Source organism: Burkholderia sp. Ax-1719, assembly GCF_011753055.1.
In the GTDB taxonomy this organism is placed as follows: Bacteria; Pseudomonadota; Gammaproteobacteria; order Burkholderiales; family Burkholderiaceae; genus Paraburkholderia.
This window is the reverse complement of sequence record NZ_VWWJ01000001.1, coordinates 1,073,061-1,096,108: the sequence shown is the minus strand read 5'-3', so window position 1 is coordinate 1,096,108 and position 23,048 is coordinate 1,073,061. Positions and strand designations below refer to the sequence as shown.

The following is a 23,048-nucleotide window of genomic DNA, read 5'->3' as shown; positions in this document are numbered from 1 at the left end:
CTTTAGCAAGGTTAGTCCACTTTTCCAACAAGGAGCAATCGCTATGAAATTAGAGAATGCACGTCGGGTTGTAGCGCTGCGAGTCATGGCAGCCGCACTCATTGCCGCCTCAGCAGGAAGTCAACTCGCTGAAGCCGTCGAACCGCAACTGGCAGCTTCTATCCCGTCGAACGAAACGGCAAAGCATTTGCCGCGTATTCTGGTGCTTGCAACTGGTGGCACCATCGCGAGCACGCCTGATCCGCGCTCAGCAATCGGCTACAACGCAGGCGGTATCACTGGCGAGCAACTTGTCGCGAATGTCTCAGGTCTCGGTAAGATCGCGTCCATCAACGCGGAGCAGATTTCGAATATTGGCTCCCAGGATATGACCAGCAAGATTTGGTATCGGCTGGCAAGTCGGATCAAGCAAGCCTTCGATCGGAATGAAGCCGACGCTGTCGTTATTACCCACGGTACTGACACGATGGAGGAAACGGCGTTCTTCCTCGATAACGTGCTGCCTGCAGGAAAGCCTGTAGTCCTCGTTGGATCAATGCGATCCGGCGGTGCGAATAGCGCAGATGGTCCGGGCAACTTGTATGAAGCCGTTGAAGTCGCCGCCAGTCCACAGTCGAAGAATCGAGGCGTCCTCATCGTGATGAATGACGTGATTCACGGCGCACGTTGGGCAACCAAAACCAATAGCACGACTGTCGAGACGTTCCGGGATCCAAACGGCGCGCCGCTTGGCTTCGTCGACCCGGCTTCCGTGCGCTACCTGAATCCGACGCCCGCACCCGATAAGACTGTGCTCCGGGTCCCAGACGGTGGACTTCCGCGTGTCGAAGTTGTCTACAGTCACGCCGATATGGACGCCCAGCAGATCGATGACGCAGTGCGCGATGGCGCGAAGGGAATCGTCGTGGCAGGAATGGGAGACGGAAACGCTTCAAAGGCAGCACTCGCAGCGATGGAGGCAGCGGTAGGGAAAGGGGTTGTCGTTGTTCGTTCGACCCGCGTGGGATCGGGCTTCGTCAATCGTAACGTTGAAGTCACGGACGATAAGAGTGGCTTCGTAGCCTCATATGATCTGAATCCGCAGAAGTCGCGCCTGCTCACGCAACTGCTTATCGGCAATGGAATTACGTCACCGGATGCAGTGCAGAAAGCCTTCAATGCGACTTACTAACCTTCGTTAGCGAGCGGGGTACCTAGGAACGGCTTTCCGCAGCAAGTCCATTGCGCTGTATATCGTCCTCCTTGGTACTTTTATGATACTTAATTTGGAGTGCGAAGTGATAGATCACAACCAATCCGTTGCGATATCGTGTACGAATGTCGGCGACAGTACGCCACCAGCTGGTCACTATTCGCATGTTTGTATCGCAAACGGACTTGCATTCGTGTCAGGGCAGTTACCCATCGATAAGAACGGAAAAGCATTGAGCGAAAGTTCGTTTGAGACCCAGGCTGAGCAGGTTCTACGGAACGTCGATGCGTGCTTGAATGAAGTCGGAGTTACGAGAGAGAGTCTTGTTCAAGTCCGCGTCTTTGTGTCGGATATGGCGTACTGGCCTGCGTTCAACAAGGTCTACGCAGATTGGTTAGGCAATCATAGGCCCGCTAGAGCCGTTGCACAGTCGTCGTCGTTGCACTATGGCGCGGCGGTAGAAGTGGAAGCCATCGCATTGGCTCCGAAGGCGTGAAGGGAAGAACTGGAGAGTAAGTCATGAAAAGGCTCAAGCTTTCTCACTGGATTATGCTCGGCATGGTCTTGGGGGTGATTGTTGGCTATCTGTGCAATCAGTATTCGAGGGATGATGCTACTGCGAAAGCAATTGCTTCGAATTTCAATGTCGTCACAGGAATTTTCCTCAGACTGATCAAGATGATCATTGCACCGCTTGTGTTTGCGACCTTGGTCTCAGGGGTTTCGAGCATGGATGGCGCAAAAACAATTGGTCGAATTGGCGGAAAAACGATCAGTTGGTTCGTCATTGCGTCGCTTATCTCGCTCGCAATCGGCTTGGTGTTTGTGAATCTGGCGGAACCTGGCGCGCATCTGCACATGCCGTTGCCGCCGGCTGACGCGACGACGAACCTGCAGACTAGCGCGCTGAATTTCAAGGAATTTTTGACACACATGTTCCCGAGTAGTGTGATCGAAGCCATGGCGGGCAATCAGATCATGCAGATCCTGGTGTTTTCACTCTTCTTTGGGATGGCGCTTGGCAAGGTGCCGGGAGCACCTGGCGAATTCCTCAAGCAGGCAGTCGACGGACTCATGGACGTCATGCTTCGCGCAACGAACGCTGTGATGCTGTTCGCTCCGGTCGGGATCTTTACTGCGATCGCCGCAGCAGTAACCGCGCAGGGCCCAGGCATCGTCATCACATATGGGAAGCTGATAGGTTGGTTCTATGTGGCATTGTTTGCGCTCTGGGCGGCACTATATGTAGCTGGACGCCTAGTTCTGGGCCGCCGGATGAACGAATTGCTGAAATACATCCGTGAGCCCATGATGATCGCGTTCTCGACTGCCAGCAGCGAAGCGGCCTATCCAAAGCTCACTGAAGTGCTTCAGCAATTTGGCGTGCGCAAGCGACTCGTCGGTTTTGTCCTGCCTCTTGGCTATTCGTTCAACCTCGACGGCTCGATGGTGTACCAGGCGTTCGCTGCAATCTTCATTGCACAGGCGTTCGGTGTTCACATGCCCATTGGTACGCAGATCACGATGCTTCTGATCTTGATGGTGAGCAGCAAAGGTATGGCGGCCGTGCCGCGCGGTTCGCTCGTGGTCGTCGCGGCAATCCTGCCAATGTTTCACCTACCTGAAGCCGGATTGCTGCTTGTCATGGGTATCGATCAGGTGCTCGACATGGGGCGTACCGCCACAAATGTTGTCGGCAATAGCATTGCCACCGCAGTCGTCGCAAAATGGGAAGGTGAGTTGGCGCCCGCCGGGACGAAGGAGGGGGAAGAGTTTGCTCTTGCCCTAGGAGACGGCGCCGAGCCAGACTCGGACTATAGCTCCGCCCGATCGGCGTGAGTTCGCCAGATTACTTGACGTTATATCTAAAAATAGACAAAATGTTTTGCCATTAAATCCAATCCGGCGCCGATAGCCTGCTATCGGCACTCTTTGTTTCCTATGCCTACAGACGCCAAACTCCTTCTTCTCAATCGGGATGTCATTGATCCTGCTCTTCGCGGCGAGCAAGTGCTGAACGCAGTTCGCGAAGCCTTCGTTCTCCATAGCCAACGGGCAGGCCGTGTATTTCCCGTCGTCCGAGAAAAGCTTCACACGGGTGCCGTTTTCGGAATCAAGTCCGGGGACATCGCCAGTCAGGATTTGCTTGGTTTCAAAGCTGCGGGTTTTTGGCCCAGCAATAGGACTAAGGGTGGCGAGCCTCATCAGGCGACCGTTGCACTTTTCGATCCCAACACTGGCCGGCCTTTGTGCATTATGGATGGCAACGCTATCACGACTGCTCGCACGGGTGCCGCCGGTGGATTGGGCCTCCAACAGTTCGCGCGTCCAGATAGTTCGCGCATCTGCGTTTTCGGAACTGGCGTGCAGGCGAAAGTGCAGTTGCACTATGCATTGACCATGTTGCAACGCCGATGTGTCGTTCAATATGTCAGTGTAACGGGCGATACAGATGAAGATTTCGAAAGGGCGTTTGCCAAGCGCTGTTCAATCAGCGTTGCCTGGGACCGAAACGACGCAGTCGCCAGCAGCGACGTTGTGATTACTGCGACTCCCGGAGGCGGCGCACTTTTTGATGCAGACGCGGTCCAATCCGGCACGCATCTGACGTGCGTAGGTGCCGATACGGCAGGAAAGCGTGAGCTTCCTGAAGGGATTCTGGAGCGATCACTCATCTTCGTCGACGACCGGGAGCAGGCGCGTAGCATCGGCGAATGTCAGTGGGCGCCAGAATTGCCATGTACAGAGATCGGTGATGTTCTGTCTGGCAAGGTTAAGGTCGAACGCTCGAATGCGGACATTACTGTGTTCGACATGACCGGACTCGCACTCCAAGATTTGACTGTAGCGCGCTATCTCTATGAGCATGCACTTCACACGGGTGCAGGAACGTCCATTGACTGGCCATGGTAGTGGCCCAATAAAGGATCGTTTTTCCAATGACTGTATTCGAACTTCCTACCTATGCCGATGTAGAGGCTGCTGCCCAGCGTATCGCGGGCGTCGCGCATCGGACCGTCGAAGTTTCGTGAGGTGCTTAATGCGCTAGCGAGTTCTCGCGCTTGCGACAGATCCGGAAGTGATGCTGTTCGATGAGCCGGCATCAGCGCTTGACCCGGAACTCGTCGGAGAAGTTCTGAAAGCTATGCGTTCACTCGCTGGCGCTCCTAATACTGATGGGCAGTAGCGGTAGCATTTTCGTGATGCCGAGCGTAATGGCCGCGCTTCGTGACGCTGCGCTCGCTGTGGATGTTGCAATGACACGTACGTTGCAGCCTGCCCTTATCGAACTGCACAGTGCGTTGTTTGCCGAAGCGAATCCAACTCCGGTGAAGTAGCCGCTCGCGTGGATGAGCAAGGTGCACCTTGGCACCGGGCTTCCGCTGGCGCCGCACGACGCGCGCTTTTGCATAGCGTTGGCCGATGCTTATGACCGTGCAAAGCTGAATGTGCTGCGGTCTTGAAGCCGCGTGATAACGCTGAAGATAGAGGGTGCGGGGAATGAGGGGATACTCGATCTTTGGATGGCCTACGAACAAGCGACGATCGGTGCAATGAAAATCGATAGCATCGACCGGAGGATTATTGACGCTTTATGTGGCGATGCACAAATTCCGCTTGCAGAGCTGGCTGACCGGATTGGCTCGTCGCGGCAAGCCGTTCGCCACTGAGCTGATAGATTGGGGGCGCGGAAGATAGTTACAGGCTACACGATACGGCTTGCGTTGCCCGAAGTGGCAGCACCGGTGCGAGCCGTGATGCTGGTCCACCGCAAAGACCGGATGAGCGGTGCGGTTGTACTCTCTGCGCTTGAGCGATTCGCCGAGATACGCGACTGTGCGGTGCTGAGCGGGGAGGTCGACCTGCTAGTGCACATATAGGCCGCATCGCACGAGCGCATTAGCGAGATATGGGCGGCGCTCAGTGCAATGGATGTGGTGCAGAACATCACGACCTGCTTTGTCCTCGATTCGATGAGGTACAAACGGTGATCACTCGGACGCTAGTTCGAGGGATAGAGTACGCCCCCGAAGACATAAGGGACGCGCCGTATCGGTCCCTCAGTTTCAAAGCATCGTCTTTTTCAAGAAAACTTCCAGTTAGAGGCGTTTTCGGACTTTATTGGCAAGCGCAACGCCTATGCCGGTGATTGCGCCGCCAACGAGCATCGAAGCGAGAATAGGCTCGCGCAGGATCAGTGCCGCGAGCAGGACGCCGAATACCGCATTGAGATTTGTGAAAACGGCGGTACGAGAAGGTCCAATTACTTTGACACCCTCGTAATACCAAACCAACGGCACCACCGTACCGAAGGTTCCGAGATAGATGATGGCGGCCCACGCGGACATTGAGATCGCCGTCCAACGGATTGCGAGCACTTCAGCAAGCGTGCCCGGCAAGAGAAATACCAGGCCCCAAAGTGAAGCGCACATCGTCGCAGTCATAGGTGTAAGCGTCCGCACGGCTTTTCGGGAGATGAGCGTATAAGCAGCCCACGCGACGACGGCCAAACACATCATCAGTTCGCCAACGCCAAACGAGGTGGCGCCGTCGTGAGTGAGATTGAAGAGGCCGCCTCGGGTAATGACGACCATTGTTCCGATCAACGCAATCGCGATGCCAGTCCATCGAAGCAGGCCGAGTCGCTCCCTGAAGAAGACGCAGGCGAGAAGCGCTGTCACGATTGGACACAGCGATACAAAAAGGGCGGTACGACCGGCCGCCATGGTTGTGAGCGCGGCGAGGAAGAACATGTTGTACAGGTAGATTCCAGTGAAGCCCAACGCTGCAGTGATCGCCAGCTCGGACCGGCTCAACCTGGGTAGTGCTCCCTCCTTTTTTCTGACGTAGACGAGGAGGAGGATCGCGGCAATGAAAAACCGGACAAAGGCCGCTGTGGTATGGGGCATGGCAGTGGCAACAACCCGTCCCGCAATGAAAGTCCCTCCCCACAGAACCGCCGCAAAAACCAATTTCAGCGTCAGGCTGACATTCATCTCGGACGCGGACGCGCTATAACGGGGACTCGTGCCAAGTGGACTGCTCGGCGTGAGATCTGACATATATGAACTCCGTGAGGCATCGTGAAGCGGGCAGTTGTGCCCTGGAAGGGAATATGGTATTTGTAATTTGCCATCATAGACAAATGAGTGATTACTCATGCCAGGGCGGACCCAATGACTTTTACGCAACTACAGATTTTTGCATTGGTTGCAGAGGTGGGTAGTTTCACGGCAGCCTCGCAGAAACTTGGCATCACGCAGTCAGCGGTCTCCCACGCGATTAAGCAACTGGAAAGCGAGTGGGGACTCTCGTTATTGAATCGAGGGGCGCCGTTCGTTGAAGTCACCGCAGCAGGCAGGCATCTCCTTCTTAGAGTGCGCGAGCTTCTGGGTGTCGAGGAAGCAATAAAGCAGGAGCTATCGGCTATCAAAGGGCTAAACGAAGGTGCGCTGCGCATTGGCTCCTTTGGCGTGACGTCATCTCTAGTGCTTTTGCCAAAAGTCTTGGAACGATTTTCTGCCGCTTATCCGCGAATCGATCTGGTGATTGAGGAGGGGACGGACGACGAAGTTGCACAGTGGATACTTGAACGTCGGGTGGACATCGGCTTTTTGAACGTTCCTGACGAGCGCTTCGACACCACACTTCTCGCGGAGGACCAGTTTTATGCCCTGGTCCCAGCCAGTCATCCCATAGCGAAACAAAACACTGTTTCGTTAGCGGACCTCTGTACGATTCCATTCGTTATGTCCCTTGCAGGGAACAGGAATCTCTTTGAAGGTTTCTTCCGTGCGGCTGGACTTACGCCGCAAGTTAAGCATCGCTGTGGCCAGATGGTCACGATGATTCAGATGGTGGAGTATGGAGCATGTGCACTTGCCGCCGAGCTATCCGTACCTGATCAACTGATGGAGTTGTGTCCCGGTGCGGTCAAGCGGCCGCTTTCTCCCGCCATTCACCGATCGGTCGGTTTAGCTGTCCCCACCAACAAACACGTCAGCCCAGCGGTGCAGGCATTTATCGAAACGGCAATAGAAACACTCCGACCAACGCGCAAAGCACGCTCCCGACACTTTCCTTGAGCGCTCTGCCAGCGGGAGCCTGTGCTCCACTCAATCCATATTGTGCGGTCTTCGAACCAGCAGATGTTCTCCACAGTTCGGCGAGAGCAAGACTGCCTTTACGATGTAGCGCCGAAGCCGCGCTCGACGAACAACCGCTGCGCCGCCGCGAGGAGGTGCGCTCGAGTCTGCACTGGCACAAAACAGTTAATGGGATTTCCATTCGACGGATGCTGGTGAGCAGCCCGATAGCTGCCGCTCGCGAACGGGTATCTGCGGCTGATGTCGTGTAAAAGCGCGCAGGGCAGCGAGCTTGTGATGTCAAAATGTGCAAATGAATGGCACGCGACACTGGCTTACCTTTCTCTTTGGCGCATCAGCACGAGGAACTGGTCACAATCGCACATCGGGAGGCTTGAGCGCAGTGCATCTGCTCGGCATCCATCGACGATTGAGGCAGCAGCGCCATCTAGGAACTGCTGTGCGGGAGAAAGATTTTTAGATTTTAACCAAGTTGCTGCCTGGAACACGTCTTTCGAGCTTCAGGAGAAATTTTCCACTCGGTGCCATTTTTGGAAATAAACCAATGGCTAGCGACATCAGAAGGAATCGGTCGATTACTACGGTCGAACAGTGCGACTTGATGGGCCTGGATAGCCCACGCGACCTCCTTGAGAGTGTGGATTGTCTGTCTGCCTTCCAGGAAACCGTCGGCGTGAGAGCCGTTCGCGTCGTAGAGCGCGTACGCAAATGTGCAGGCAATCGGTCCTGTCGTCTGCGTGCCTACTTGTGATCGTGAATCCCGGATCGCGTCTTTAAACGCTTGCAGTTCGACTCTGCTTGGGTCGTGTGAATTGCCAATGCAGTACGTCGTCATTCCATTCGCGCCGTCCTTTGCATCAACGTCGTGATGCGCGATTGCATCCGACGCGCATTGATATGCACCGTGATATTCCGCAGAAGTTTTAACGTTGCTGGATGCGTAGCTGGATGCCGAAATTGTTGAGATAGCAGCTGCGAGCAAAACATATAGTTTTTTCATGATTGGAGTTAGGAGCGTGTTATGGATAACAGGAGGGTGTCAATTTAGCGTCTTTGAAATATGTGGCCACCATGCAAATAAATCGCACGGTGCCGACGCGTCGGCATCCTTTTAGATTGCGAGCGGGAAGTTCTCGTTGCGTAAATTCATGCGTTTTGAATTAAATGTGGGGCAAAAGAGTCAAGCGATGGTACATGTTTTCTCTAAAATCTATGCCGAATATGGCGTTGTGCGTTTCCTTCTATTTTGACTGTACGGAACTTCGGATTGGCAAACGTTTGTCATTGATTTTAGAGTTCTGCATACTCGCAACGAGTGTAAAGTGTTGTGCATTAAATGCCGTTAACCGCGTATCACCACTAACCTAGGGTAGGTGCTGGATATGCTGCTTCGTGCATTTAAGTTTGTCTTCTACGTCTGCATCTTCGCCTCGTTGCTCTTAGTCCGCGTTTGGGTGTGTCCCCACCCAGACAGCAATCCGCTCGGGTTCTTCTTCGTTGTTGGCGGAGTGGCAGCGTTGTATATGGCTTACTACATCATCTCGGAAGGTCATTGGGCGGAGGTTGTGGCATCTATCATCATTTCGCTACTGCTAGATACGATCGCTGCAATATTCCCAATCCTTGCTATATTGGTAATAATCTGGTTCGTATTCAACATTGCTGTTGCTATTAGTTCGATTCGCCAGCTTATACCTATGGCACTCGCAAGCGTGGTCCTGTACGTCCTCTTGTTCCCGGACGACGTTTTCAGGGCACTGGGGCTTCAAGGACTGATCGGCTTGCCGATTCTCGTTGCTTATGCGGTGGTTGGCCTCGTATGCGCGATGCGATTCAGTGGGGATCCGTTGAAATTCGGACTTTTCAGACTGTCCACGATGCTGATTTCGATTCCGTTGATTGCTCTTCTAGTTGCATCGATTCAATCTGGTTTGCGAAATCTCTTTGAGAGAACGTTCACGTCGACGGCGCGCACTGTGAAGGTGCCTCAATCCGTACGTGCTCATATAAGAGCTGGGAGTGAAGTTTCTGCATACACGCGGAACGTCTCCAAGACGATCTCAGAGATTTCTGTATCGACCAAGATAACTAGTGGTGGAGCAGGACTTGCCGGGGGTGTTTCGACTGGGAGAGTGATCTTAGGGGCCAATTCTGAGGAGTAGAGCGGAGGCTTTTGAGTAGTTCATTAAGACGGGAAAAATTGCTTCGTGAGGATGCAGATCCGCCTGATCTGGGCGCGGATCTGGCAGCTTCGAACAAGAACCTGCGTCACTCACAACTTCAAAAAAGGAGATGCGTTTTGCATTCGAGCAAAGAGGAAAAGATCGCGAAAAAGGCGAATAGGGGAGTCGTACCGAACCGCGCACATTTCAGTGTGATGGTGGCAGTATCCTTGTGTGCGGCATTCGCAAGCCTTGGCACGGTATCAGCGGCTCCAAAACTTAAAGTATTGCCTGCGGCTGTTGAATCTAGCTGGATCAAGACAGTCAAGCTTCACCGCACAAAAGATGGTTCTACGGTAGCAGATGTGCTTGCATATGCACAAAAAATGCGACCAACCAAGTTCAAGGCTGCTAGCTTCGATGTCGGCTACAACGGGGACACCGGCGTGGCGGATTCAGTCTCAATCGGTTACTGGATCGGCGCAAAGAGAGCACCAGACGACGTCTTTGTCGACTTGGGATATCACATGAGTCCGAGTGGTGCCGTTTTGCCTGTACCTCGTGATGAGGAAAGTGCCAGAGCTCTCGAGGGCGGCAGGGAAGCGTTTGTTCGTATGATCGACGAGACTTATCGAAACGCTTGCCACCCGGATCCGGACGAGGATCCGACCTGTTAAGGTCTGAAGTCAATCGCATAATGGTGCCGCTGTTACGTGTCGGTGCGACTAATCTGTGGCGAAGTACCCCGCCCCGAAGACCGGCGTGACATGGATCGGTCGTGGCTAGCGGGGGCCTGTAGCGATTTCTCCAAACCTCCCTCTGAGCACCGCCTTTCAATACCGCACGCGAGTTCGTTGCTTTATGTACGTTCAATCGGAGGCAGCAACTATCTTTGTTCGCCGGATGGCACGGAGAAGCTGACCGTGCGGGATCGTCAAGAGATGCCGTTTGCTCTGTGGCCGACAATCCAGCCTTCGCATTCGTGCGCAAGCGAGGGCACTGGCGCCTCGACGTTCGAGATCCGCAAACCCAGGCACAGCACTGATGCTGGCTTCTTAACTTTAGATTCTGAAACTCGCCACGGCTTGTCGCTCTCGACACGATGAGCAACGGAACTCCACATTGTGCTGCTTATCTTGATCACGACTTCAATGCGTAAGTCCATGTTTCCATTGCAGGATCTCGCCGTCTTGCAATGGAAACCCCGGCCTTCTCACGTCTCATTCCACAGCCTTAACGTGAGCTAAGAAAGGGCCTCAAGCTGGCTGCAATTCGTAGCCAGGCGCGGCGACTCCCGGCCATAGCTCATATAGGACATCCGGCTGGTTTCTGCCGCCATTTCTGGGGCTGCTCGGAATTCCGAGGGCGTCTGCAGCAGCAATACTTAACTCGCCAATCTTGTTCGTCGGGCCGAGGTCAGCGACTACACAGTCCACGACCTGCCCATTCCATGTAACGCGAGCAAGGCAGCCTCGTACAACACCCCGTGTCGATGTGACTATGAGCGGAGGGACGACGATATACGGAACCGTCTGCGCATCGACATATGAGTTGGGATCGGATGCGGAAAGCTCACGATTCCGATACCAGGTCGTCGATGCGATGATTCCGTCGGGGAAGATCTTTGGCTCGTTGTTCGTATCCAGTAAAACAATGCTTCGCGCCCACGAATGGACACATACAACTTTGCCGGCGACGATACTCATGCCACCATTTGCCAGAAACTCAGAGCCAGTATCTGTGTCATTGTATGCAGCTTTGCTACCCGCTTGACCATTCGCGCCGTCTGCATCAATGTCTGCATCTGCCAGGTAGTGAACGCGGCCGTCTTCTTCTTCGTAGATTGTGCTTGTAAATCCTTGACCAGTCATCGTTCCGATAATTCTAGGCATGTGAATCTCCATTCGATGTCGTCTTGGTGTTTGCGGACGGCCCGCCTGTGCCTATCTGATAGGCATGCACAATTGCAGTGCTTGATGTGGGTTTCTCCCTCAAAGTGAGGGGCGTCGAGTGCTTTCTCTGAATTCTGGCTCCGGCATAGTTACAGGCACGTTGCACATCAATGCCCCCGTCGTCTGCAATCGCGTCAACTTCCTTTCTTGCAGACCGCGTTCGATGCAGCGTTTCCGGCCGCAAGCACAATGCCGATGGCTACAGCCGCGAAGGCACTTACGCCGGGAATCACGCCCAGGATTCCTTTAAGCGCAGTTAGTCCTTCACTAGCGACGGGCCAGACCTCGCAGAATTTCTCGCTTGGTCCTCCGGCAAGTAAGTGCGTATCGCCAACACTTTTTTTGATTTGCTCAGTAAGAGCATCGATTTGATCTTCGGTTATCACGATAGAAAGATCGTCACTCATATAGCCCTCTCCATTTGGTTATGTAACGTTCCGGTTTGTGCTTATCGCCACGGATATGAGCGTTGAGCACCCGATAAGGCTAGGAGAGTTACGATTTTTCTCAATATAAATATAAATTCAGTATGTGTGGCAGGTAGCAGAAGTTGTCGTTTTTTATGAATCCAACGAAGTTTGCAAATTTATTTATGAATTATTTGATAACATTGATTTCAACTATTTTTGATATGGTATATATCGTCTATTTTAGGGTTTAATTAATTCTGGCTTTAAAGAAATCGAACATCACAGTTGGACCGGCCGGTGCTTGACGGCAAAGTTTGCGCAATTGAGTTGATGATGTCCGGCGCACCGGGCGGGCTCAGCAGGACCTGGAAACGTCGCGCCTCAGTGTAACCGCCCTTGAAGAGGCAATCAGCCGAGCTTGTTGTCCCCGATGGGCCGCCTACTGTGCACTCTGCGTATTCACAATGCAATTGCAGGAGTGGGCCGCTGCCGGGGATCAAGTGCCCAACTAGAAGCTATCGGCACGTCGCAGTACGTGATGAAGTGTTCTGACGGCGCTATTTGAAGAGTGCCGCTTCATTCTCATTAACGACTCGAATGCTTGCTTTCGCGATCACACGGACCGCGAAGCAGGCGCTCGATACAGTTCTACACAGAGTAGAGTCTATTTCGGACTATGCCATATGTCGCGGACGTGTCGTTCGATAAGGCTATCGATGTGTAATACGGCTATCTCTGCTTCTTCCTCGGCAACCAGGCAGATATTTCGGCTCGATTCTTAAGGATGACCTGTTGTGCTTCTGGAGTCTTGCTGGACACTTCATCAAGCAAATCTAGTTGCTGGAGGGCATAGAAGATGAGTGCTTGACGGCACTCGAGTTCACAGGTTCCGTCAATCATGCCGTAGTCCGACTCAATGACTGAGCGTTGCCCGGCGTCAAGATCCGGATGAGAGGTAAGAACCAAGCGGACTTGTTTGTGCCACGCCTCGTCGTTCTGACTTCTGTCCTTGTCGTCTCTCCCCGGTTGTATTTCGAGAATGCGGGAGAACAGAAAGTCTCTAAATTCGTTGCGTCGATGGCAGTACGCCCGGATGTGCCATCGGAAGCCATTGCTGACTAAGGCGTGCGGCGTTAGCTCACGAATCTGGGGCTCTGCTTCCGTGAAGGACTGATATCGCACCAGTACTGTACGTGTCTCCCGAATAGCTCCCAGCACAGCGATTACTGTGTCGGCGTTTAACTTTCGCCATGGACGAGGTACTACGGCTGCACAAGGGTGCCAACCAAGGAAACTGCCGTATGGGATTTCGTCGCTCACTGCAACGCGCACTAAATCGTCGAGGTAACGATCTAGGGTAGTTGTCGCACACAATGGTTCGAAAGCGGTAGCTGCTCGATAGAGCTTCGCCCTCGCATCATATTCAAGATTCCCGGGGGCCCGCCTTATGTATTCGGACAAGTCCAGCGACGCTTGCGGCACAGATATGCCGAAGAACGATGTCAGGTCGCTGCGATTGAGCTGCCCATCCCACCGCAGACGGTAGTCAATAAATTCGAGCCTGCGCTCCTGGCCCCAACGTGCCCCACCTTTCCCGCTCGGCAAAGGCGTTGCGTCCCCAATTTCTGGGTGCTGCGTCATGTGAAAATCCCGTGGTACGTATAAAAACTAGACGCGTATAAAAAGTATGCGTATAGTAAGGCTACGCGTTATCCGTGAAGAGTGCAATTGGCAAGCGAGTCTCCCTTGGCTCCGCGTAAGGATGGGTGGGCAATGAAAGGTCCGGTAACAGCCATGCTACGACGGCGCAACCTAAGCAGCAAAAGGCCATCGAGATTGCACGATCGATAGCTAAGAACGAGAGGCGGAGCTTGTAGTTTATGGCCGCAACGGTCCGGTTCGCGCGAAAGGCAGTTTCGGCAACGATCCGCTCCCTCCCAAAAGTTGAGATACGAAGGAATATGTCAAGAATTCATATCGATCATGGCGATCTCGTCCGGTTCGCTGAAGACAAAGTCAACTTGCCGAAGGAGAAGGCATCGGAATATCGCGCGCAAGCACGACGTCTGCGCGAAAAGCTTGAGGGCTATCTGACGGAGCATCCTGACTTTGCCCTAAAGCGCATCCAGCTATCGGGCAGTCTTGCCAAAGGTACTGCGCTGCGTTCGCTCAATGATATCGATATGGCCGTGTACGTCAGCGGGTCGGATGCGCCTCACGATATACAGGCGTTGCTCGACTACCTCGCCGAACGCCTGCGCAAGGCATTCCCGAACTTCAAGCCAGATCAAGTTCAGCCTCAGACCTACTCGGTAACGGTTTCGTTCCGTGGGACTGGGCTGGACGTGGATATTGTCCCGATCCTGTACGCGGGTCTGCCCGATTGGCGAGGCGACTTGATTAGCCAGGATGATGGCTCCTTTCTGGAGACCAGTATCCCGCTTCACCTTGAATTCGCAAAGAAACGCAAGGAGGCACAGCCAACTCATTTTGCGCAGGTCGTGCGCCTGCTGAAATTCTGGGCTCGCAGAATGAAGCAGGAGGATGAAGAGTTTCGCTTCAAGTCGTTCATGATCGAGATGGTCATGGCGAAGCTTTGCGACGACGGTGTCGACATGTCCGACTACCCAGAGGCATTGCAGGCGTTTTTCACCTATATCGCGCGGTCCGGGTTGCGCGAACGCATCGTCTTCGAAGATCACTACAAAGCGAAAAGCGTCGCCAAGCTTGATGACCCCGTCCAGATCATCGACCCCATCAATGCCGAGAACAACGTGGCTCGGCTCTACACGAACGAAAACGCGGATGCGATCGTCGAAGCTGCTCTCGAAGCAGGGGATGCTATTGACGCCGCTCTGACCGCGCCTACCAAAGAGCTGACGCTGCGGTACTGGCAGAAGGTTTTTGGTCCAACTTTTCAAGGTTGAGCGCCATGAGCTCCAGCTTTACAACGACCGAATCAAAGACCTTCACGGTAACTCATGCCAGGCATCTTGCAGCGAAGGTAGCAGCGGACCTCAAGCGTTTGCAGCGCCTGTACGGGCAGATCACCGATGAGCGCATTGCGCAATTCGAGGGTGAAGTGGTCGAGCTTTTGCGACAAGGTTATTTGCAAACCGTCATCTATGGTTTTAAGCGTGATGGTAAATGGATTGAGCCGACGCTTCGGTACACCGCAAGCGAACTTGCTGGCGGGAGCGCGGATGATGATCCGGGGCGCATCTTGCCGGGCAGGGATATCAGCGGAGCAAAGTTCGGCAGCTTTCTGACGTACAGCGATAGTTGGTGGGCTTTGTCGTCGGACCAGCGTACGACTGTTGAAGGGCAACTGCCTTTGCAGCGAGCTTCTGGCGAAGAACCGCAGGTCAATGGCTACTTTGCCGACGATAAGTCGTATTCGTCGGGTGGCCGCATGCTGGGTCGCGCCAGCGTAAGGAGTCTGTCATGAGTCAAAACGATGGCGCACAAAACGTGTTCGAGCGCTCTATCACACTGCCCGACGCTGATTCGCAGGCGAGGCTCGCGCGCCTTGTTGGGATGGACGACAAAATCAAGCGTCTGGCCAATATGCTCGGCGTATTGATCAATCCGGACGGATTGCGCAAATGGCAGGATAAGCATCATTCGGACGCGGCGGGTCTGATTGACTCCGTTATCCGTAGGCCACCGCTGGTTGTTCTGGCGGGCGACGTGGGATCGGGCAAAACAGAACTTGCCGAAACCATCGGTGATATGGTCGCTCGCAAGCAGGAGATTGACATCACTCTGCTGCCTTTGAGCCTGTCTTCGCGTGGTCAGGGGCGAGTCGGTGAAATGACACAGCTGGTGTCTGGCGCGTTCGAGTTTGCCTTTAACGAGGCAAACAGGCTCAAGTCGAGCAAGGGGCGGGCTCGAGGCGGCGTCATTCTTTTGGTTGACGAGGCCGACGCGCTTGCGCAATCACGCGAATCCGAGCAGATGCATCATGAGGATCGCGCTGGCGTCAATGCTTTCATCAGGGGCATTGACCGGTTTGCGAACGGAGGCGTTCCCGCTGCGGTTCTAATGTGTACCAACCGCCTGAACGCTCTCGACCCCGCAGTCCGACGACGTGCCGCCGATATTCTCGTATTCGAGCGTCCAGATGAGGCTCAGAGGTTCGAGGTGTTGAGTCGTTGTCTGGAAAGTACGGGATTTAACAAGGCAAATCTGCAAGAGTTGGTTCAGGCGACCGGCCCTCAAGGCGAGCGGCCATACGGATTTACGTATTCGGACATCACGCAGCGTCTGCTTCCGACTATCGTGCTGGATGCTTATCCGGACGCCCCTGTTGTTCCTTCGAGGGCGCTTGAGCTTGCCCGTGCGATTGCCCCAACGCCGCCGTTCAGAGATGCATAAGGTATAGGCGCGTTGCTCGAAACATTCCTACTCTTTCTTTACGGAGACGGTAAATGACTCAAGCGATTGCCGTCCGGCGCGACGGCGACGCCTTTCAGGCAAGAGTATTCTGGCGGAAGGCGGCGTGCCTTCTTGACCCACTGAGCCCGGTCGTTCGAGTTGGGTTTGAGTCTGGACCGAAGGGCTTTGACGATGTATGGGTCGAATACCATGGCGACCGTGCGCCAGGAGATCAGGAAGGTCATCCGATTCTACGGGAGCATATCCAGTGCAAATGGCACGTCTCGATGAGTGATTTCGGCTATGCCGATCTGGTGAACCCTGAGTGGATTAACGCAAACAACGTCTCGCTGCTCCAGCGGGCGCGTGCGGCGCAGTTGGAACATGCTCCGATTGGCGTGGGCGTACGATTCAAGTTGCTCACGAACTGGCGAATCGGCCAGACTGATCCGCTACGCCCTTATATCCACCAGAAATCCAAAACTCTCCGGCTTAAGGGGTTGTTCGATGGTTCGACGGACCGTTCCGCAGCGGGGAAAATTCGAAAGTTATGGCGTGAGCATCTCGGCATAGAAGAGCAGGAGCTCATACACCTCGTACGTACTCTGTCGCTAGATACAGATTCTTCATCGCTGGATGATCATCGCGATAATCTGGATCTGCTATTCGAGAATCGCGGATTGCGCCGCATCCCATCAAATGAGAGCAGCTTCATCTACGACGACATCGTGTTCCAGTGGCTCTCACAGGGCCGGCTCGCCTTTGACCGAAAGAGCTTTCACGAAGCCTGCAAGCGCGAAGGATTGTTGGCTGGAGCTGTTCAGGTACCGAAGGTCTTTGGGGTGAAATCGTTCGAGCACCCCTTTGACCGACTTGAAGACCGCTGCGAGATCGTGCTGGACCTCATTTCACATTTCGACGACCGGGCGATACGCGCACAATCGGAGTGGACGGACATACTGTACCCACGACTGAGGAGCTTTCTACAGACTGCGGCCAAAGATCATCAGCAATTGCGACTGGTACTTGATGCACACATCACGCTGGCATTTGCGGCTGGCTCAGTCCTCGACATCAAATCCGGCCGTCAGGTCGAGATTGAGCAAAGGACGATTAATCGCCGGGTATGGCATGCCAGTGACATGCCGAGGGATTCGTCATGGTGCGATTGGACGTTCGAGACGCTTACGATCAACGAGGCAGGGCAAGAGATGGCCGTTGCTGTCTGCCTGACTCATGACGTTGCCGCAGAGGTGAAAACGCATCTGGTCTCACAAGCACCAAATGTCGGAACACTACTGATCGCACGACCCAATGGTGGCTCGAGCACAAAGTCGGTTGTGTGTGGGCAGCACGCGTTCGAGTTGGCTGAATCGCTGGCGGCTCACGTTAAGTCGATGCGGACCAATCTCCGACCTGGATGTCATGTTTTCATTGCTGCGCCGAACGCATTTACGTTTTTTCTCGGGCAGCGCCGGCCCAGCTTAGGTGCCGTTACGTTATATGAATATGACTTTGAAGGTATGCGATCGGGTGGCTACGAGGCGTCGCTTACGTTACCGATCTGATAGAAGAACGAGTCTGTCACTACTAGATACTGAGGCACGTCGCGGATGTTGCGTGCCCGGATCTGACAAGGACCATGTGTGGCATTTTCCGTGAATTGTGACCTACAAAGAACATGAACAAGTCCGATCGCAGATCGAATAGATCCGCTCTATCTGTTATCCGTGAACAGTACGAGAAAGACCGACTGCTACTTGAGAGACGCAGCCAGCTCGAAGAGCAGAGTGCTAGTGCACGTCGCAATCACGAGCGGTGGACACTACTGGTCGATAGAGGGCTACTGGCGCTGGTAGTAGGGCTGTCACTTGGAGTCGCGACGCTATGCGGCAACATTCTCGTTGAAAGATACAAGAGTTCGGCTGCCTCAGAGCAGACGCGTGCCCAGACGATAAAGACTGCGAGCAATGAAGTTTGGAAGAAGTTAGAGGTATTCCAGGAGAGCGTAGCGAAACTCGACACGGCTCTTCAGCGGCAGTCTTTTGAAAAGAGCATTAACGCGTTTGTGGCAGAACGTCCGAAGGCCGCCAGAGCGGTCGATGAATCGGTGGCAACGACCAGGCTTGCTCTTTCTGACGTATGGAAAGCATTGCAGAACGAGGAGCTTAACCTCGGCCCTTACATGTACTTGGCTTTCTACAACGCGATAGTAGAAGAGGCCGCGATCCGATACATCTATGAGTCCGAGGCGCAGAAAGGCTCGCCGAGAGAGGCAGACGAAGCCGTCGTCAATGATACTGAGTCTAAGTTCGAGAGCCAACGGAGCGCGCTATTGAATGCCGTGAACCAACTCTAACGATCCATTGCGCGTAGATCGTCGGCCCGTATTAGGGCTGCCTTTGAAAGCTGTATCGGTTAGATTGAAAAAAGCAGCAGTTTTTACGTCAGTTGTCGTGACGAGAAGCCTGAAATCCAGATATCGTTGCTTTCAGCACACGCGATATCTTGGTGATGGAAAATGATAATGTTAAAAAAATTGGCTGGTTTCACCAGCATTTTGCTTTGCATTCCCGCAGTAACTCTGGCTGCAACAGAAATTTGTCCTCCGATGCCAGCCGCAATCACCGACGTTACGCATGATGCCCATCTGGACATTGAAGCGAATATCGGTGCCTTGGGAAAAATCAAGGCCGGTGAGCTTGTCGCGAAGGGAAATATTGTTGCTCGTAACGTCTACGAAAAATATCCAGACATCTCAAAAGTCTTTTTGACTCAGACCATGGCAGCGACCTATTGCTCCATGTTGAATGATGGCGGCTTTACCGCCAAGCAACGGGCTGACCGCTGGGACACGTTCCAGGAAAAAGTGCTGGGATTGTCGGCGTCCCAGTCATCTATCGCATCTGATACAACAGGAAGCGTACCGGCAGTATCTCAAGATCAGGTCCGCAATGGGAACTATGGTGGTGCTGCTATCGATCGAGGTAGCCCTAAACCGACAGTTCTTGGCAAATTAGTTGAGCGCCTTAGCGATGGTGCACTTAAGTTTCAGGTCGGAACCGACTTGTTGGATGTGAAATCCGCGACTTACCTCCGGATAGTTGCAGCCCGTTTACGAAAATTCGACAGCATCGTGATCAGATTGGAGCCGATACAGTCAAAGGGCGTTGATGGGGATAGCTTTACGGTGGATGCTAGAGCGTTATACAAAAGTCGACAACAGCAGGCCCGGTTGGTTCTCATGGGTAGCGGTTTTGAATCAGACCACATTGTTTTCGTCAATGACATGGCCCTTGGTAGAGCGTACAACGACGTATATGACGCAGCGGGTAACCCCATCGAAGCGGGATTGGTCGTTCAGATAGTGAACATTGCTCAATAGTTGCCTGCCCAGAAGGTCGAATTATCAACTTAGCTAGGGTGTATTTTCCGCGCGCCGGCGTTCCGCAGGGAGTGTAGTATTTCCTCGCGTATCTAACGCTATCGCGTTGCGAGGCAACATCGATAGGTTGCGGGGGCTACTCGACGAAGCACTCACGACGGCGCCAGAGATTGAATCTGAGGACGGCGGCATGATCGCTGCAGCGAGCGGTAGATGGTACGTACGCGCTGAAGATCGACCTACCGAATCGACAGTCACGTGCTGGCAAAGCGAGGTATCTCGTGACCGAGAATGCCACGCACGATTGAGACCGCGAAGTCCGGTATGCCGCTCTGCGTTGGGTGCGATATCCGGCGCCATGGGCATGCATCTAATTGCTGATCGCCGCTCGGTGACACGGGCTAATGCGGTGGTCAACCTACTCTGGATGGCGAGCCGGCCGCCGCTGCGGGGATGCGTCCTCGTACACCGTCCCGCAGCGGGAATGACCGAAACTGCGTGCGCAGATTTGAATGCCTTCGAACAAACGGTAAAATAGCCGCCATACCGAGCGCTTCTGCCAAGTTCCCCGCATCGAATACCGATGATTGTCGTCAAATACCTAGAACAGACCACCCCTGAGGCCGATACGTCCACGATGCCCTTGAAGGGCAAAGAAATTTACGAGGATATCGAGGAAGTCCTGCTGCCAAAGCCTCCTGACGGTGACGTGCCAATTTTTACAACGAAGAAGTTTGCAGGCGATGACAGTTATCGCTGGCAGGTGATCGGCGTGACAGGACTGGCCGCGACAGAAGCCGCACCCCAAACGTTTGAAGTTATTCTGAAACGACGGGCACAACTGTCTAAGGGCGAATATCTGACACAAATCCTCAAGGCACCGAAGAAGACACCCAAAAACGTACTGCAGAGATTTACGATCGTTGAAGTCGAATACGGGCAGCATAGCGTTGTCGGTAAAGTCAACGGCAATGTGCGCAGCAACAAGCGCTATGCCGATACTGTTCAGCGAGGAAGTATGCCAAAGCGCCGCCTGGCAGTCGTAAATCAGGTAATCGTTAAGGGGAGAGCTACGTTGGTACAGTTAATGCCAATTTCTTCGGTTCAACCTAGAGCGGGCGATCAAACCTGCGTGGATGTCACGGACTCTCTCTCCATGATGGTTCACTACCACAAGCAGAGTTGGGTTGTGTGCAGCATGATTGAAACGGTATCGCCGACACGCATCATGGCTCCGCTGGTCCGTTGGGGGCCCCGTGCAGAAGGTCGTGACACAGGCTTTAAACACAAATTGAACGTGCCGACACGTCGTGCGGTGGAAGATGCGCTGATGTATGGAGTTGAGTCCGCAGTCCGGGTAGCCGAGTCCACCGAGTTGCTAGCGGTCCAGGCCGCGAAGTTGGCGCTAGAGCAGGAAGTTGCACGTCTAAGTGCGCAGGTAAGCAGTTTGGAGGAGCGAGTTGAGTTCGCTGAAGCACATAAGGAGATGGCTCGGGACTACGCGAATGGAATAGGGCAGCCATTTGAGTTGTGCCGCGAGGAGTATCACGAGATATTTGGTGCGGGGCGAGAGCAAGTCATCGCTCGGTGATCACGGCCGCATTCAACCTGTCTGCATGAGCAGTTGGATTCCTCTCTGCTCTTGCATGTGACTGGTCGGGAAGCTACAGGAGGCAGGATTTGAGTAGGGCTGATTGCTGAGATGCTATCCCCGGCCAATTGATGATGTTTGAGTGAGAGCAAGCGCCGAGTTCCAATGGAGACGTAACTTCTCCTTCTCCACCAACAACAGCTTCCCCAATAGGTATCCTCCTATTGTTGCTCCTCTCCAGTGATGTTGCTATACTATTCGTACATTGGTGATGGAGAACCGGACAGTAACGGCCATCGCGACGGTGTAAAAACCTACTGTTTAGCTTTAGATTCAAGCAAAGACCGCCTCTGGGCGGTCTTTGTGTTTGTATCGTATAGATTAGGTTGCAGGAGATGTGGTGGAGACTCCTCCACCTCTTATCTGTCTCCTTGAGGAGGCTTGAATCTGCTCTCAACTACCCCCAATATGAGGGTTAGGTAGAGGAGTTTATCCTCATCTTCAAGTTATTGATTTTGCATAACTTCCTGCTCTGAGCTCTGGAGAGCTACTCTCCAGTAGAGAAAAATAGGGCTCGAGCTAAAGCCCCCCCAACCGGTGGTGGGGAGGTGCTTGACGAATAGTGCCTTTGTTGCTATACAGGGACACAGTTAAGGAGTCGGCTATGTCTTCCGCAATCCACGATGGAATCCTCTCTCGCGTCACAAAGGACGGAGTGGGCTACCTCGTCGACCAAGGCTCTCAGAAAGTCTTCACTTTCACATTTGACAAGATCGCTAACTATAGAGGGGAGTCTGCCTCCGAACTAGGTCTAGCAGCGGGTGTCATTGTTACTTACGACCTTGATAAGTTTGGTCGTGTAGGAGAAGTGAAGCTGAAGAGATTTGGACGGAAGTAGGGTTCCTCACTACAACTCTAGGTACCAGATCTAGGTGCCAGAAATAGCCCGCCAGGAGCGGGCTTTTTTGTCTCTCGAAATCCTGAGCGCACATCAGGCGGTCAACCATGACTGCTCGATCTTCACATCTATCAATAGTTGTTACTTAGTGAAGGGCGTCGGTCAATCTTAGCCAGCGAACCACGTCGTGAAGAACCTGCTCGCGACATGTCTTTCTCTCTTCAGCGTCTGGAATCATCTCTTCTGACGGCCCCTCGATCGCACTTATCAGGTAGTTCCTTACTTGTCGGGGCAACGTGCGGCCAAACTGGCGAAAAACGGCGGCATATTCGCCCCGAATGATATCTACACTGGATCCATCTCCTTCTATGCCGTCCAAAGCGGGAACGCCTTGGTCGTTGAGTAGGCGCACGCCGGCCGGGCCATCCTCCGTTCGGTAACGATCTGCGCTTGGAACTGGAGCGGTAAGGTCGGTGGCGAAGCCATGCCGCAAGTACGCGTTGTATAAATCATTGGCTGGAATCCCACGAACCTGTGCTCTGAGGGTAATGCTCTCCTTTAGGTTCGCGGAAAGTCGTACCGAAACGGCAGCTCCAGTTGACGGCGGCTGTTCAACGACGCGCAGGCTCATCCGCAGGCTCTCTGCTGACTCCGGGCAATGTACTGCGAGCCAGGACTGTGCCTGATCCCTGCTAAATGGGGTCAGATTTACAGGTCCAGCGGCGGATGCTTTGTCAATATCTCGGGACGCCGTCCACGTCGCAAGAAAGTAACGATTGCCGCGTGTGACAAATAAAACTTGAAGCCGTTGTGTCAACGCGCCGCTCGACGAGTCATCGGGAGCGTTAATCAACGTTTCTCCCAACGCAGTCGCCGTGCGCGTGTTGTAAGCAACGCCGTCAATGACTCGCTTCAGTGCATCGAATGATTCGTAAAGCATCGGATCCTCCTTAAGTTACTGTATCACAGTAACT

General features: G+C 53.7%; 22 protein-coding genes and 1 pseudogene. 17 read left to right on the top strand and 6 right to left on the bottom strand.

Features of this window, described 5'->3' with window-relative positions; genetic code table 11:
• Positions 1-43 precede the first annotated feature (43 nt).
• From F3J17_RS04690 to F3J17_RS36165, 6 genes and pseudogenes are all read left to right on the top strand, one after another.
• The gene (locus F3J17_RS04690; RefSeq protein WP_240160761.1) at positions 44-1,171 is read left to right on the top strand and encodes an asparaginase; all 1,128 of its coding nucleotides are present in this window, start codon (positions 44-46) and stop codon (positions 1,169-1,171) included.
• Between the two features lie 82 nt (positions 1,172-1,253).
• Positions 1,254-1,688 (top strand): RidA family protein, encoded by a 435-nt coding sequence (locus F3J17_RS04685; protein ID WP_167054200.1) that lies wholly within the window; start codon positions 1,254-1,256, stop codon positions 1,686-1,688.
• Between the two features lie 23 nt (positions 1,689-1,711).
• Positions 1,712-3,031 (top strand): dicarboxylate/amino acid:cation symporter, encoded by a 1,320-nt coding sequence (locus tag F3J17_RS04680; protein WP_167054198.1) that lies wholly within the window; start codon positions 1,712-1,714, stop codon positions 3,029-3,031.
• A 102-nt stretch (positions 3,032-3,133) separates the two neighbouring features.
• Positions 3,134-4,105 carry an ornithine cyclodeaminase family protein gene (locus F3J17_RS04675; protein ID WP_167054196.1) on the top strand — a complete coding sequence of 324 codons (972 nt, stop codon included), beginning with the start codon at positions 3,134-3,136 and terminating at the stop codon, positions 4,103-4,105.
• A 145-nt stretch (positions 4,106-4,250) separates the two neighbouring features.
• Positions 4,251-4,352 (top strand): annotated as a pseudogene (locus tag F3J17_RS04670) (histidine/lysine/arginine/ornithine ABC transporter ATP-binding protein); the annotation flags it as partial.
• 364 nt (positions 4,353-4,716) lie between these two features.
• Positions 4,717-4,863, top strand: coding sequence for an AsnC family transcriptional regulator (locus F3J17_RS36165; RefSeq protein ID WP_240160760.1), 147 nt, complete (start codon positions 4,717-4,719; stop codon positions 4,861-4,863).
• 429 nt (positions 4,864-5,292) lie between these two features.
• Here F3J17_RS36165 and F3J17_RS04660 read toward each other — a convergent pair whose 3' ends face one another.
• Positions 5,293-6,255: a DMT family transporter gene (locus tag F3J17_RS04660; protein ID WP_167054194.1), complete on the bottom strand. Its 963-nt coding sequence runs from the start codon at positions 6,253-6,255 to the stop codon at positions 5,293-5,295.
• A 114-nt stretch (positions 6,256-6,369) separates the two neighbouring features.
• On the opposite strand from F3J17_RS04660, the gene F3J17_RS04655 reads away from it, so the two are divergent.
• A complete protein-coding gene (locus tag F3J17_RS04655) occupies positions 6,370-7,278 on the top strand; it encodes a LysR family transcriptional regulator (protein WP_167054192.1) in 909 nt (302 codons plus the stop codon).
• A gap of 484 nt (positions 7,279-7,762) precedes the next feature.
• On the opposite strand, the gene F3J17_RS04650 is transcribed toward F3J17_RS04655, so the two are convergent.
• Positions 7,763-8,299, bottom strand: coding sequence for a hypothetical protein (locus F3J17_RS04650; protein ID WP_167054190.1), 537 nt, complete (start codon positions 8,297-8,299; stop codon positions 7,763-7,765).
• A gap of 382 nt (positions 8,300-8,681) precedes the next feature.
• Between F3J17_RS04650 and F3J17_RS04645 the strand changes: the two genes are divergently transcribed.
• Together F3J17_RS04645 and F3J17_RS04640 are read left to right on the top strand one after the other, a co-directional pair.
• A complete protein-coding gene (locus F3J17_RS04645) occupies positions 8,682-9,461 on the top strand; it encodes a hypothetical protein (protein WP_167054188.1) in 780 nt (259 codons plus the stop codon).
• Positions 9,462-9,472: 11 nt separating this feature from the next.
• Complete coding sequence (locus F3J17_RS04640; protein WP_167054187.1) at positions 9,473-10,138, top strand: hypothetical protein; 666 nt, start codon at positions 9,473-9,475, stop codon at positions 10,136-10,138.
• A gap of 579 nt (positions 10,139-10,717) precedes the next feature.
• On the opposite strand, the gene F3J17_RS04635 is transcribed toward F3J17_RS04640, so the two are convergent.
• The 3 genes from F3J17_RS04635 to F3J17_RS04625 form a co-directional block, all read right to left on the bottom strand.
• A complete protein-coding gene (locus F3J17_RS04635; RefSeq protein WP_167054185.1) occupies positions 10,718-11,353 on the bottom strand; it encodes a glycoside hydrolase family 75 protein in 636 nt (211 codons plus the stop codon).
• Between the two features lie 194 nt (positions 11,354-11,547).
• Positions 11,548-11,820, bottom strand: a complete 273-nt coding sequence (locus F3J17_RS04630; RefSeq protein WP_167054183.1) for a hypothetical protein — start codon at positions 11,818-11,820, stop codon at positions 11,548-11,550.
• Positions 11,821-12,552: 732 nt separating this feature from the next.
• The gene (locus F3J17_RS04625; RefSeq protein WP_167054181.1) at positions 12,553-13,464 is read right to left on the bottom strand and encodes a WYL domain-containing protein; all 912 of its coding nucleotides are present in this window, start codon (positions 13,462-13,464) and stop codon (positions 12,553-12,555) included.
• 125 nt (positions 13,465-13,589) lie between these two features.
• Here F3J17_RS04625 and F3J17_RS36545 point away from each other — a divergent pair, with 125 nt between their 5' ends.
• The 8 genes from F3J17_RS36545 (at position 13,590) to F3J17_RS04585 (ending at position 21,176) form a co-directional block, all read left to right on the top strand.
• The gene (locus tag F3J17_RS36545) at positions 13,590-13,700 is read left to right on the top strand and encodes a DUF2188 domain-containing protein (RefSeq protein WP_205194609.1); all 111 of its coding nucleotides are present in this window, start codon (positions 13,590-13,592) and stop codon (positions 13,698-13,700) included.
• 84 nt (positions 13,701-13,784) lie between these two features.
• Positions 13,785-14,750, top strand: coding sequence for a CBASS oligonucleotide cyclase (locus F3J17_RS04615; protein ID WP_167054179.1), 966 nt, complete (start codon positions 13,785-13,787; stop codon positions 14,748-14,750).
• A 5-nt stretch (positions 14,751-14,755) separates the two neighbouring features.
• A complete protein-coding gene (locus F3J17_RS04610) occupies positions 14,756-15,271 on the top strand; it encodes a hypothetical protein (RefSeq protein WP_167054177.1) in 516 nt (171 codons plus the stop codon).
• A complete protein-coding gene (locus tag F3J17_RS04605) occupies positions 15,268-16,200 on the top strand; it encodes an AAA family ATPase (protein ID WP_167054175.1) in 933 nt (310 codons plus the stop codon). Before F3J17_RS04610 ends, F3J17_RS04605 begins: the two co-directional genes overlap by 4 nt.
• 53 nt (positions 16,201-16,253) lie before the next feature.
• The gene (locus F3J17_RS04600; protein WP_167054172.1) at positions 16,254-17,768 is read left to right on the top strand and encodes an SAVED domain-containing protein; all 1,515 of its coding nucleotides are present in this window, start codon (positions 16,254-16,256) and stop codon (positions 17,766-17,768) included.
• A 113-nt stretch (positions 17,769-17,881) separates the two neighbouring features.
• Positions 17,882-18,559, top strand: coding sequence for a hypothetical protein (locus F3J17_RS04595; RefSeq protein ID WP_167054170.1), 678 nt, complete (start codon positions 17,882-17,884; stop codon positions 18,557-18,559).
• Positions 18,560-18,727: 168 nt separating this feature from the next.
• Positions 18,728-19,585, top strand: coding sequence for a hypothetical protein (locus F3J17_RS04590; protein ID WP_167054168.1), 858 nt, complete (start codon positions 18,728-18,730; stop codon positions 19,583-19,585).
• A gap of 583 nt (positions 19,586-20,168) precedes the next feature.
• Positions 20,169-21,176 (top strand): type II toxin-antitoxin system PemK/MazF family toxin, encoded by a 1,008-nt coding sequence (locus F3J17_RS04585; protein WP_167054166.1) that lies wholly within the window; start codon positions 20,169-20,171, stop codon positions 21,174-21,176.
• Positions 21,177-22,219: 1,043 nt separating this feature from the next.
• On the opposite strand, the gene F3J17_RS04580 is transcribed toward F3J17_RS04585, so the two are convergent.
• A complete protein-coding gene (locus F3J17_RS04580) occupies positions 22,220-23,014 on the bottom strand; it encodes a hypothetical protein (protein ID WP_167054165.1) in 795 nt (264 codons plus the stop codon).
• Positions 23,015-23,048 lie beyond the last annotated feature (34 nt).

Coding starts and splice junctions, on each gene's coding strand:
- F3J17_RS04690 (WP_240160761.1), top strand. CDS start 44: ATGAAATTAGAGAATGCACGTCGGGTTGTAGCGCTGCGAGTCATGGCA.
- F3J17_RS04685 (WP_167054200.1), top strand. CDS start 1,254: ATGATACTTAATTTGGAGTGCGAAGTGATAGATCACAACCAATCCGTT.
- F3J17_RS04680 (WP_167054198.1), top strand. CDS start 1,712: ATGAAAAGGCTCAAGCTTTCTCACTGGATTATGCTCGGCATGGTCTTG.
- F3J17_RS04675 (WP_167054196.1), top strand. CDS start 3,134: ATGCCTACAGACGCCAAACTCCTTCTTCTCAATCGGGATGTCATTGAT.
- F3J17_RS36165 (WP_240160760.1), top strand. CDS start 4,717: ATGGCCTACGAACAAGCGACGATCGGTGCAATGAAAATCGATAGCATC.
- F3J17_RS04660 (WP_167054194.1), bottom strand. CDS start 6,255: ATGTCAGATCTCACGCCGAGCAGTCCACTTGGCACGAGTCCCCGTTAT.
- F3J17_RS04655 (WP_167054192.1), top strand. CDS start 6,370: ATGACTTTTACGCAACTACAGATTTTTGCATTGGTTGCAGAGGTGGGT.
- F3J17_RS04650 (WP_167054190.1), bottom strand. CDS start 8,299: ATGAAAAAACTATATGTTTTGCTCGCAGCTGCTATCTCAACAATTTCG.
- F3J17_RS04645 (WP_167054188.1), top strand. CDS start 8,682: ATGCTGCTTCGTGCATTTAAGTTTGTCTTCTACGTCTGCATCTTCGCC.
- F3J17_RS04635 (WP_167054185.1), bottom strand. CDS start 11,353: ATGCCTAGAATTATCGGAACGATGACTGGTCAAGGATTTACAAGCACA.
- F3J17_RS04630 (WP_167054183.1), bottom strand. CDS start 11,820: ATGAGTGACGATCTTTCTATCGTGATAACCGAAGATCAAATCGATGCT.
- F3J17_RS04625 (WP_167054181.1), bottom strand. CDS start 13,464: ATGACGCAGCACCCAGAAATTGGGGACGCAACGCCTTTGCCGAGCGGG.
- F3J17_RS04615 (WP_167054179.1), top strand. CDS start 13,785: ATGTCAAGAATTCATATCGATCATGGCGATCTCGTCCGGTTCGCTGAA.
- F3J17_RS04610 (WP_167054177.1), top strand. CDS start 14,756: ATGAGCTCCAGCTTTACAACGACCGAATCAAAGACCTTCACGGTAACT.
- F3J17_RS04605 (WP_167054175.1), top strand. CDS start 15,268: ATGAGTCAAAACGATGGCGCACAAAACGTGTTCGAGCGCTCTATCACA.
- F3J17_RS04600 (WP_167054172.1), top strand. CDS start 16,254: ATGACTCAAGCGATTGCCGTCCGGCGCGACGGCGACGCCTTTCAGGCA.
- F3J17_RS04595 (WP_167054170.1), top strand. CDS start 17,882: ATGAACAAGTCCGATCGCAGATCGAATAGATCCGCTCTATCTGTTATC.
- F3J17_RS04590 (WP_167054168.1), top strand. CDS start 18,728: ATGTTAAAAAAATTGGCTGGTTTCACCAGCATTTTGCTTTGCATTCCC.
- F3J17_RS04585 (WP_167054166.1), top strand. CDS start 20,169: ATGATTGTCGTCAAATACCTAGAACAGACCACCCCTGAGGCCGATACG.
- F3J17_RS04580 (WP_167054165.1), bottom strand. CDS start 23,014: ATGCTTTACGAATCATTCGATGCACTGAAGCGAGTCATTGACGGCGTT.